At 38.4% G+C, this 276-nt stretch carries 1 pseudogene; it reads left to right on the plus strand.

Going from position 1 to position 276, the window contains the following annotated elements:
• A pseudogene (locus tag SB660_RS20305) lies at window positions 1-276 on the plus strand (phage portal protein); the annotation flags it as partial.

The raw sequence follows: 276 nt of genomic DNA on the forward strand, positions 1-276 counted from the left end.
ACTGAAGTCTACACGCAATATGGACAAGATCGATTAGGTCAGGTTTTAATTTCAAAAGTAAAAGGTCACGCTTATTCTGATCGTGAAGGTACCTTATTCATTGAAGAAAGTAACGATATGAATTCATGGACCACAATCTCTTCATTGGTTGTTAAAGCAAATACGCTTGGCGAGACTGAGTGGATTCATTTAACTAAACGATATTTCCGTTTCAGATACGCAAATGGTAACCTGCAGCAATCTGAATTCTTACTTTACCAGTCATTGGGCGCAGGT

The sequence above is a fragment of the Bacillus sp. SIMBA_005 genome, from assembly GCF_046535585.1.
In the GTDB taxonomy this organism is placed as follows: domain Bacteria; phylum Bacillota; class Bacilli; order Bacillales; family Bacillaceae; genus Bacillus; species Bacillus pumilus.